The sequence below is a fragment of the Agrococcus sp. TF02-05 genome (assembly GCF_017565345.1).
In the GTDB taxonomy this organism is placed as follows: domain Bacteria; phylum Actinomycetota; class Actinomycetes; order Actinomycetales; family Microbacteriaceae; genus Agrococcus; species Agrococcus pavilionensis.
In genome coordinates this window covers 59,269-68,695 of record NZ_JAGEKO010000013.1, presented here as the reverse complement: position 1 = coordinate 68,695, position 9,427 = coordinate 59,269, and the positions used below count along the sequence as shown (strand labels likewise).

At 73.7% G+C, this 9,427-nt stretch carries 11 protein-coding genes and 1 riboswitch; of the genes, 9 read left to right on the top strand and 2 right to left on the bottom strand.

Going from position 1 to position 9,427, the window contains the following annotated elements; genetic code table 11:
• The 9 genes from rho to JQT67_RS12675 all read left to right on the top strand — a co-directional run.
• On the top strand, positions 1-1,580 hold a 1,580-nt coding region (gene rho / locus JQT67_RS12715), incomplete at its 5' end, for a transcription termination factor Rho (protein WP_208065123.1).
• 1 nt (position 1,581) lies between these two features.
• On the top strand, positions 1,582-2,661 hold the full coding sequence (prfA, locus tag JQT67_RS12710; protein WP_021011140.1) for a peptide chain release factor 1: 1,080 nt from the start codon (positions 1,582-1,584) through the stop codon (positions 2,659-2,661).
• 24 nt (positions 2,662-2,685) lie between these two features.
• The gene (locus JQT67_RS12705) at positions 2,686-3,912 is read left to right on the top strand and encodes an MFS transporter (protein ID WP_208065122.1); all 1,227 of its coding nucleotides are present in this window, start codon (positions 2,686-2,688) and stop codon (positions 3,910-3,912) included.
• A 96-nt stretch (positions 3,913-4,008) separates the two neighbouring features.
• On the top strand, positions 4,009-5,169 hold the full coding sequence (locus tag JQT67_RS12700) for a ScyD/ScyE family protein (RefSeq protein ID WP_208065121.1): 1,161 nt from the start codon (positions 4,009-4,011) through the stop codon (positions 5,167-5,169).
• 51 nt (positions 5,170-5,220) lie between these two features.
• Positions 5,221-5,463, top strand: a complete 243-nt coding sequence (locus JQT67_RS12695) for a PLDc N-terminal domain-containing protein (protein WP_208065120.1) — start codon at positions 5,221-5,223, stop codon at positions 5,461-5,463.
• Positions 5,464-5,502: 39 nt separating this feature from the next.
• On the top strand, positions 5,503-6,402 hold the full coding sequence (locus tag JQT67_RS12690; protein WP_208065119.1) for an AAA family ATPase: 900 nt from the start codon (positions 5,503-5,505) through the stop codon (positions 6,400-6,402).
• 17 nt (positions 6,403-6,419) lie between these two features.
• Positions 6,420-6,785: a hypothetical protein gene (locus JQT67_RS12685; RefSeq protein ID WP_208065118.1), complete on the top strand. Its 366-nt coding sequence runs from the start codon at positions 6,420-6,422 to the stop codon at positions 6,783-6,785.
• A gap of 17 nt (positions 6,786-6,802) precedes the next feature.
• Positions 6,803-6,866, top strand: a riboswitch (guanidine-III (ykkC-III) riboswitch).
• Positions 6,867-6,877: 11 nt separating this feature from the next.
• A complete protein-coding gene (locus JQT67_RS12680) occupies positions 6,878-7,192 on the top strand; it encodes a multidrug efflux SMR transporter (RefSeq protein WP_021011146.1) in 315 nt (104 codons plus the stop codon).
• A 1-nt stretch (position 7,193) separates the two neighbouring features.
• Entirely contained in the window at positions 7,194-7,586 is a 393-nt protein-coding gene (locus JQT67_RS12675) for a multidrug efflux SMR transporter (protein WP_208065117.1), read from the top strand.
• 284 nt (positions 7,587-7,870) lie between these two features.
• On the opposite strand, the gene epsC is transcribed toward JQT67_RS12675, so the two are convergent.
• Positions 7,871-8,425: a serine O-acetyltransferase EpsC gene (gene epsC, locus JQT67_RS12670; RefSeq protein WP_021011148.1), complete on the bottom strand. Its 555-nt coding sequence runs from the start codon at positions 8,423-8,425 to the stop codon at positions 7,871-7,873.
• A gap of 8 nt (positions 8,426-8,433) precedes the next feature.
• Positions 8,434-9,363: a cysteine synthase A gene (cysK, locus tag JQT67_RS12665; protein WP_208065116.1), complete on the bottom strand. Its 930-nt coding sequence runs from the start codon at positions 9,361-9,363 to the stop codon at positions 8,434-8,436.
• Between the last annotated feature and the right edge of the window lie 64 nt (positions 9,364-9,427).

The following is a 9,427-nucleotide window of genomic DNA, read 5'->3' as shown; positions in this document are numbered from 1 at the left end:
CGCCGCGCGCGAGCCGCTCGCGCAAGGCCGCCGCCGAGCCGGCCGCCGAGCAGGCCGATGCGCCCGCGGGCGACGCCGAGCCGGCCGCCCCCGCCGCCGATGCCGAGAGCGGCACGGCCGCCGACGCATCCGACGCCGACGAGCAGCAGGGCGGTCGCGACGGCGAGCAGGGCGGTCGGGACGGCGAGCAGCGCGAGGGCACCTCGCGTCGTCGCCGCTCGCGCGGCAAGGGCTCGCAGCAGCAGGACGAGCAGGACTCGGACGACGACGACGAGTCGTCGCGCCGCGGCCGCGGCCGCGGCCAGAAGGGCCAGAACGGCGATCGCGGCCAGCAGCAGCAGCAGGAGGAGGGCTCGCGCCGAGGCCGCGGCCGCGGCCGCGACCGCCAGCGCACGCAGGGCCAGGACGCCGAGCCGGAGATCCGCGAGGACGACGTGCTCCTGCCCGTCGCCGGCATCCTCGACGTGCTCGACAACTACGCGTTCGTGCGTACCTCGGGCTACCTCCCGGGCCAGAACGACGTCTACGTCTCGCTCGCGCAGGTCAAGAAGCACGGGCTGCGCAAGGGCGACGCGGTCGTCGGCGCCATCAAGCAGCCGCGCGAGGGCGAGCAGCACTCGAGCCGCCAGAAGTTCAACGCGCTCGTGCGCGTCGACTCGGTCAACGGCATGTCGAGCGAGGACGCGCTGAACCGCGTCGAGTTCTCGAAGCTCACGCCGCTCTACCCGCAGGAGCGCCTGCGCCTCGAGACGACGCAGAACAAGCTCTCGACGCGCGTCATCGACCTCGTCTCGCCGATCGGCAAGGGCCAGCGCGGCCTCATCGTCTCGCCGCCCAAGGCGGGCAAGACCCTCGTGATGCAGGCCATCGCGAACGCGATCGCCGAGAACAACCCCGAGGTGCACCTCATGATCGTGCTCGTCGACGAGCGCCCCGAGGAGGTCACCGACTTCCAGCGCACCGTCAAGGGCGAGGTCATCGCGTCGACCTTCGACCGGCCCGCCGAGGACCACACGATCGTCGCGGAGCTCGCGATCGAGCGCGCGAAGCGGCTCGTGGAGCTCGGCCACGACGTCGTCGTGCTGCTCGACGGCATCACGCGCCTCGGTCGCGCCTACAACCTCTCCGCCCCGCCCTCGGGCCGCATCCTCTCGGGCGGCGTCGACTCGAGCGCGCTCTACCCGCCGAAGAAGTTCTTCGGCGCCGCGCGCAACATCGAGCACGGCGGCTCGCTCACGATCCTCGCGACCGCGCTCGTCGAGACGGGCTCGAAGATGGACGAGGTGATCTTCGAGGAGTTCAAGGGCACCGGCAACATGGAGCTGCGCCTCTCGCGCAACATGGCCGACAAGCGGATCTTCCCCGCCGTCGACGTCAACGCCTCCGGCACGCGCCGCGAGGAGATGCTCATGGGCGTCGAGGAGACGAAGGTCATGTGGAAGCTGCGCCGCGCGCTCGCGGGCCTCGAGACCCAGCAGGCGCTCGAGCTCGTGCTCAAGCAGCTCAAGGAGACGCAGTCGAACGTCGAGTTCCTCATGAAGGTCTCGAAGTCGGTGCCCGGCCAGCACGACAAGGACTGAGGTGTTCGAGTCGGTCTCCGGCCTCCTCGCCGAGCACGCCGACCTCGAGTCGCAGCTCGCCGACCCGGCGCTGCACGCCGATGCCGGTCGTGCGCGCCGGGTGAACCGGCGCTACGCCGAGCTCAGCCAGATCAAGGCGGCGCACGAGCGGTGGCGCGCGGGCGTCGACGACCTCGAGGCCGCGCGCGAGCTCGCTCGCGAGGACGAGGCGTTCGCCGAGGAGGTGCCGGCGCTCGAGGAGGCCGCGCACGAGGCGGAGGAGCGCTTGCGGCGCCTGCTCATCCCGCGCGACCCCGACGACGGCCGCGACGTGATCATGGAGGTCAAGGGCGGCGAGGGCGGCGAGGAGTCGGCGCTGTTCGCGGCCGATCTCGTGCGCATGTACTCGCACTACGCGACGAGCCGCGGCTGGAAGGTCGAGATGCTCGAGTCGACGCCCTCCGACATGGGCGGCTTCAAGGACGTGCAGATCGCGATCAAGGGCTCGTCGAACGACCCCGCCGAGGGCGTCTGGGCGTCGCTCAAGTACGAGGGCGGCGTGCACCGCGTGCAGCGCGTGCCCGCGACCGAGACGCAGGGACGCATCCACACCTCCACGACCGGCGTGCTCGTCTTCCCCGAGGTCGACGAGCCGGAGGAGGTGCAGATCGACCAGAACGACCTGAAGATCGACGTCTTCCGCTCCTCGGGCCCCGGCGGCCAGTCGGTCAACACGACCGACTCCGCGGTGCGCATCACGCACGTGCCGACCGGCATCGTCGTGTCCATGCAGAACGAGAAGAGCCAGCTGCAGAACCGCGAGGCGGCGATGCGCGTGCTGCGCGCGCGCCTGCTCGCCAAGCAGCAGGAGGAGCTCGACGCGGCCGCGTCCGACGCGCGCCGCTCGCAGATCCGCGGCATGGACCGCTCGGAGCGCATCCGCACCTACAACTTCCCCGAGAACCGCATCGCCGACCACCGCACGGGCTTCAAGGCCTACAATCTCGACTCGGTCATGGACGGCGCGCTGCAGCCGGTCATCGACTCGTGCATCGCGGCCGACGAGGAGGCGCGGCTCGCGGCCCTCGGCGGCGACGACTGACGCGCCGCTGCTAGCGTCGCCGGCATGACCGCGCGACGATCGCTCGGCGCGGGATTCTGGCGCTTCTGGAGCGCCGAGGTCGCGACCGAGACGGGCCTCGGGCTCGCGATCATCGCGCTGCAGACGCTCGTCGTGCTCGACCTCGGCGGGGGAGCGACCGAGGTCGGCTGGCTCGCGTCAGCGCGCTGGCTGCCCTACGTCGTGCTCGGCCTGCTCGTCGGCGCGATCGTCGAGGGCTGGCGCCGCCGCACGGTCATGCTCGCGAGCGACCTCGCGCGCGCGGCGGTGCTCGCCGCGCTCGGCCTCGCGTGGCTCGCGGGTGCGGGGACGCTGCCCGCGCTGCTCGTGGCGGTGGTGCTGGTCGGCGCGGCGAGCCTCGTGAACGACGCCGCCTCGCAGGCGTTCGTGCCGCGGCTCGTCGGCCGCGAGCTGCTGCTGCCCGCCCACCGGCGGCTCGACGCGGGCTCGAACGCCGCGCAGTCGGCCGGTCCCGCTGTCTCCGGCGGGATCATCGCGTGGCTCGGCGGACCGGCCTCGCTGCTCGCCGCCGCAGCGGCGCACCTCGGCTCGGCGCTCGTGCTCTCGACGATGCCGGTCGACGAGCCGGTCGGCCGGCGGCCGCGCCGCGTGGGGCGCTCGATCGCGCGCGGCTTGCGCTTCGTGCACCGGCATCCGCTGCTCGGTCCCTTCGCCCGCTGGACGCACGTGTGGTTCCTGTGCAACGGCGCCGCGATGACGCTGCTCGTGCCGCTCGTGCTGCTCGAGCTCGACGCCGGGCCCGCGGGGCTCGGCCTCGCGCTCGGCGTGCTCGGCGGGGCGACGCTCGCGGGTACGGCGCTCTCGGGCGTGCTCGCAGGGCGGAGCGGCGAGGTGCGCGTCATCCTCGCCGAGTTCGCGACCATGCCCGTCGCGTGGGCGCTCGTCGCGGCGGCGGGCCTCGCCCCGCTCCCGCAGCCGGCGGCCCTCTCGGTCGCTCTCGTCGGGCTCGCGATCGCGGGTGTCGCGATGGGCGCGAGCAACCCGAGCGAGATGGCGCTGCGGCAGCGCGCGACACCCGACGCGATGCAGGCGCGCATGAACGCGACGATGCGCACGGTGAACCGGGCGATGATCGTCGTCGCCGCGCCGCTCGCGGGCGTCGTGGGCGACGCGATCGGCGTCGGCGAGGCGCTCGTCGTCGTGTGCGCGGGGTTCGCGGTCGCGGCAGCCGGACTCGCGGCGTCGCCGGTCGCGCGAGCGCGCGTGCGCTAGCCGAAACCGGGGGCTTGTCGGTGCGCCTCGCGAGGCGCACCCTGGTGCGCGGCGGCACTCCCGCCGCCGCACCACCGGTTAGGTGAGGAGCGTCCCATGTCTCGAAAGCTCCGTTCGACCGCGGCAGCGGCAATCGCCGCCGCGGCCCTCGGCCTCAGCTTGATCGCCGCGAGCGGTCCACCCGCGCTCGCCGGCGACGACCATCGCGGCGGCGGCCACGGCGGTGGTCAGCACGGCGGCGTCGTCACCGTCGCCACCGGCCTCGACAATCCCCGGCAGCTCACCGTCGGGCACGGCAACCGCCTCTACGTCGCTGAAGCGGGCGTCGCCGAGGCGTGCGAGCCCATCCCCGGCGCCGACGCCGGCTTCCAGGTCTGCGGGCTCGAGGGCGCCGTGACCGAGGTGCGCCGGCACGGCCAGCGGCGGGTCGTGACCGACCTGCCCACCATGACGTTCCAGGGCGAGGTGATCGGCGCATCCGACGTCGCCGTCCGCGGCAACCGCATCGACGTGCTCATCGGCGGGCTCGCGGGCGCCGCGAGCTTCCGCGCCGACCTGCCGGAGCAGTACCAGGCCTTCGGCACGCTGCGCTCGGAGCGGATGCGGTGGGGCTCGCTCGAGGGCGACGACCTCGACCTCGTGGCCGACATCAACGCGTTCGAGGTCGCGAACAACCCGGACGGCAACCAGCCGCCCGACAGCAACGCGGTCGGCCTCGCCGCGCTCGGGCACGGCCGTTGGGCCGTCGCCGACGCGGGCGGCAACGCGCTCCTGCGCGTCGGGCGCGGCGGCGAGCGCGTGCTCGCGGTCTTCCCGAACGGCGCACCGGTGCCGAACCCCTTCGGGCCCGGAGAGATCGCGCCGCAAGCCGTGCCGACCGATGTCGCGATCGGGCCCGACGGCGCCTACTACGTGTCGCAGCTCACGGGCTTCCCGTTCCCCGACGGCGGCTCGACCATCTGGCGCGTGACGCGCGACGGCGAGGTCTCGGCCTACGCGACGGGACTCACGCTCGTCACGAGCCTCGCGTGGAAGGGCCGCACGCTCTACGCCGTGCAGCTCGACGACACGAACTACCTCGACGGCGTGCACGTCGGCTCGCTCCGCCGGATCACGCCCGGCGGCTCGCAGCACGCAGCGGTCGTCGACGGGCTCTCGGCGCCCTACGGCGTCGCGGTGCAGGGGCGCTCGGCGTACGTGACGGTCGACTCCATCTCGGCCGGCGGCGGCTCGGTCATCAGGGTCGACCTGCGCTGACAGCGACCGTGGACCGCGTCGGCGGGAGAGAGCGGCTGATAGCGTCGCGGCATGATCATCGCCGCCGCGAACCCGCTCCTCCCCGCCGGCTACGACGTGATCTGGACGATCGCGATCGTCCTCGTCGCGAGCCTCGCGGTCGTCGCGATGGCGCAGCTCGTGCGGGCCAAGGACGTGCGCGGCACCGAGGCAGCGATCTGGGTGCTCGTGATCCTCGCGCTGCCCGTCGTCGGACCCGCCGCATGGTTCGCGGTGCGTCCCGACCGGCGCGCCGAGCGCGCACTGCGCGCCTGAGCCGCTCCCGCCGGCGAGCGCGCGGCTAGGCTCGCGCGCATGGCGCTCGTCACGCTGCTGTGCGGCCCGGTCTGCGCGGGCAAGACGACGATCGCGCGCGGACTCGAGGCCGCCGGCGCCCTCGTGCTCTCCTACGACCGCGAGGCGTGGGCGCGCGGGGTGCGCGACGGCCGGCCGCCGCGCGAGCTCGTCGAGCAGATCGACGCCGACTTCCTGCGGCGCCTCGAGGGAGCGGTGCTCGCCGACCGCGACGTCGTGCTCGACGCGTCCCTGTCGACGCGCGCTCGGGGCATGGACGACGCATCCGCCGCGTCCTACGCTGGCGCCGAGCGAGGAGGCGGCATGGCGGCATTCGTGGGGGAGCCGGCGCCGAGCGCGGCCGTCGAGGCGATGTACGGCGACGACCTCGAGGGCGACGGCTACGTCATGAACCTCACGCGCGTGTGGGCGCACGCGCCCGAGGTGCACGACGCGTGGACGGCATTCGCGACGGCCTCGGCCCAGGCGGCGGGGCTCGGCTTCCGGCTCAAGGGCGTCGTGGTGAGCGCGCTCGCGGGAGCGCTGCGCGACTCCTACTGCTCGTTCGCGTGGGGCGGCAGGCTCGCGCGCGCGACCGATCCCGACACGGCCGCGGCGGTGCTGCGCGGCGAGGAGGCGGCCGGCGGCACCGCGCTCGACGTGTCGGAGCGCACGATCGCCGCGTGGGCGCGCCGGCTCGCGCGCGACCCGAACAGCACGACCGCGGGCGACGTCGCCGCGCTCCGCGACGTCGGCCTCGACGACCGCACGATCGTGGCGCTCACCGCCTACATCGCCGCGCGCATCGCGTTCTCGACCGTCAACGACGCCCTCGGTGCGCTCCCGGATGCCGAGCTGCACGCATCCGCCCCCGACGCCGTGCGCGACGCGATCACCTGGGGGCGGGCGCCCGCGGACTGACGTGCCAGGATCGGGGCATGGAAGTCGCGCTCATGGCCGCAGGCTCGGTGCTGCTCGCGCTCGGCGCGATCGCCATCGCGATCGTCGTGCACGCGATCGGCCTCGGCCGCGTGCCGCGCACAGGTGCGCTCGGGCTGCCGGGCAAGCGGCTGCGGGCGGATGCGTTCACCTACCGGGGCGCGCACCGCGCCGCGACGCCGCTCACGTGGCTCGCCGGCTCGGTCTCGGCGGTCGCGGCCCTCGGCGCGCTCGTCGCAGCCTTCGCCGCGGGCGTCGAGGAGTGGGCGGTGCTCGCCGTGCTCGCCGCGATCGTGCTCGTCGTCGGGCTCGTGCTCGCGACCTGGCGGGCGCACGCGTCGCTCGCCGCCGACCAGCCGGGCTGAGGCCCGCTACCCTGGGGACTGGATCCGACGCCGGATCCGCGGACGAGGGAGCCGTACCCGCAGCGCGACAAGACGGCCAGTAGGGACTCGTCATGTCTTGGGTGATCCTGATCGCCTCCGGCCTCCTCGAGGCCGTCTGGGCGGCTGCCATGCAGTCGTCGAAGGGCTTCCGCAAGTGGCGGCCCACCGTGCTGTTCGTCGTCGCGATGGCGGCGTCGATGGGCGGGCTCGCGTGGGCGATGCTCGAGATCCCGACCGGCACGGCGTATGCCGTATGGGTCGGCGTGGGAGCGGTCGCGACCGTGGTCCTGCAGGTCGCGCGCGGCAAGGAGCGGCTCACGCTCGTGCGCTCGCTCCTGCTCGTGCTGCTCGTCGGCTGCCTCGTCGGCCTGAAGCTGGTGAGCTGAGATGCGCCGCGGGACCGCGTGGGCCGTGCTGCTCGCGAGCGCCGTGCTCGAGGCCGTCTGGGCGACCGCGCTCGGGCAGTCGGAGGGCTTCTCGCAGCCCGTGCCGACGGTCGTGTTCGCGATCGCGGCCGTGCTGAGCTTCATCGGGCTCGAGCGGGCGGTGCAGTCGATCCCGCTCGCGACCGGCTACGCGGTCTGGACGGGCGTGGGCGGCGCGCTCACGGTGATCTGGGCGCTCGCGACCGGAGCGCAGCCCTGGAACCCGCTCATGCTGCTCTTCCTCGCCGGCATCCTCATCGCGGTCGCGGGCCTCGCGCTCACGGAGCGTCCGGAGCCCGCCGAGCCCACCGCATCCGCCCCGACCGACCCGCCGACCGGCGCCGCCCGCACGTGAGTGGCGCCTGCCGGAGGTCAGTGGCGCCTCCGGCAGGTGAGTGGCGCCTTGCGCAGGTGAGTGGCGCTTCGTGCACGTGAGTGGCGGACAATCTGGGGCGTCGCCACTCAGGCACCGGAGCCGCCACTCAGGCACCGGAGGCGCCACTCAGGCACCGGAGGCGCCACTCAGGCACCGGAGGCGCCACTCAGGCACGGAAGGCGCCACTCAGGCACCGGAGGCGCCACTCAGGGACGGGAGGCGCCACTCAGGCACCGGAGGCGCCAGTCGCCAGGGGGTGGCGGCTAGATCGAGTACTCGATGTGCGGCAGCTCGGCGGGCGACGTGCCGCCGACCGGCTTCGCGGGCACGCCGACGAGCGTGACGCCCGAGGGCGCATCCTTCAGCACGACGGCGTTCGCCCCTACCTTGACGTCGTCGCCGAGCGCGATCGGCCCGAGGATCTTCGCGCCCGCCCCGACGAGCACGCGGTGCCCGAGTGTCGGGTGGCGCTTGACGGCGGCGTTCGCCGTGCCGCCGAGCGTCACGCCGTGGTAGAGCATGACGTCGTCGCCGGTCTCGGCCGTCTCGCCGATCACGACGCCCATGCCGTGGTCGATGAAGAAGCGCCGCCCGAGCCGCGCGCCCGGGTGGATCTCGACGCCCGTCATGAAGCGCGCGAGCTGGCTGCCGGCGCGCGCGAGCGAGCGCGCACCGGCGTGCCAGAGGCGGTGGTGGATGCGGTGGGCCCACACCGCGTGCAGGGTCGAGTAGGTGAGCGCGATCGTCAGCGCGCCGCGCGCGGCGGGGTCGTGCCGCTTCGCGTTCTCGATGTCCTCGCGGATGTTGAGCAGGCCCACCGTGCTCCTCAGGCCAGGTCGGCGAAGATCGGCATCGAGAGGTAGCGCTCGCCGGTGTCGCACACGACCGCGACGATCGTCTTGCCGGCCGACTCGGGGCGGCGCGCGATCTCGAGCGCGGCCCACACGATCGCGCCCGACGAGATGCCGGCGAAGATGCCGTCCTTCGCGGCGAGCTCGCGGCCGACGCGCACGGCGTCGTCGAGCTCGACGTCGATCACCTCGTCGTAGACGTCGGTGTCGAGCAGCGCGGGCACGAAGTTCGCGCCGAGGCCCTGGATCTTGTGCGGGCCGGCCTGGCCCTTCGTCAGCAGCGGCGAGTCGGCGGGCTCGACCGCGACGAGGTGGAGCTCGGGCTTGAGCTCCTTGAGCCGGCCGCCGGCGCCCGTGACCGTGCCGCCCGTGCCGACGCCCGAGACGAACACGTCGACGGCGCCGTCGGTGTCGGCCCAGATCTCCTCGGCGGTCGTCTCGCGGTGCACCTTGACGTTCGCCTCGTTCTCGAACTGCCGGGCGAGGATCGCGCCGGGCGTATCGGCGACGATCTGCTGCGCGCGCTCGACGGCGCCGCGCATGCCGTCGGGGCCCGGCGTGAGCACGAGCTCGGCGCCGTAGGCCTTCAGTATGTTGCGCCGCTCGACCGACATCGTCTCAGGCATCGAGAGGATCACGCGGTAGCCGCGGGCCGCGCCGACGAACGCGAGCGCGATGCCCGTGTTGCCGCTCGTGCCCTCGACGATCGTGCCGCCCGGCTGCAGCTCGCCCGACGCCTCGGCGGCGTCGATGATCGCGCGGCCGATGCGGTCCTTGACCGAGCCGGCGGGGTTGAAGGACTCCATCTTGACGAGCACGGTCGCGTGCGTGTCGTTCGTGCGGCCGAGCCGCACGAGGGGAGTGCCGCCGATCGTTGCCGTGATGTCGTCGAAGATGCGCGCCATTCGCGTTCCTTTCACCGGGTGGAAGCCAGGGTTCTCACTGTATCGGCCTCACGCTGAGCAACCG

What these genes read in the sequence shown, in the direction of transcription:
- JQT67_RS12705 (WP_208065122.1), top strand. Translation starts at nt 2,686, where the DNA reads ATGACCGCGCGACGATCGCTCGGCGCGGGATTCTGGCGCTTCTGGAGC.
- JQT67_RS12700 (WP_208065121.1), top strand. Translation starts at nt 4,009, where the DNA reads ATGTCTCGAAAGCTCCGTTCGACCGCGGCAGCGGCAATCGCCGCCGCG.
- JQT67_RS12695 (WP_208065120.1), top strand. Translation starts at nt 5,221, where the DNA reads ATGATCATCGCCGCCGCGAACCCGCTCCTCCCCGCCGGCTACGACGTG.
- JQT67_RS12690 (WP_208065119.1), top strand. Translation starts at nt 5,503, where the DNA reads ATGGCGCTCGTCACGCTGCTGTGCGGCCCGGTCTGCGCGGGCAAGACG.
- JQT67_RS12685 (WP_208065118.1), top strand. Translation starts at nt 6,420, where the DNA reads ATGGAAGTCGCGCTCATGGCCGCAGGCTCGGTGCTGCTCGCGCTCGGC.
- JQT67_RS12680 (WP_021011146.1), top strand. Translation starts at nt 6,878, where the DNA reads ATGTCTTGGGTGATCCTGATCGCCTCCGGCCTCCTCGAGGCCGTCTGG.
- JQT67_RS12675 (WP_208065117.1), top strand. Translation starts at nt 7,194, where the DNA reads ATGCGCCGCGGGACCGCGTGGGCCGTGCTGCTCGCGAGCGCCGTGCTC.
- cysK (WP_208065116.1), bottom strand. Translation starts at nt 9,363, where the DNA reads ATGGCGCGCATCTTCGACGACATCACGGCAACGATCGGCGGCACTCCC.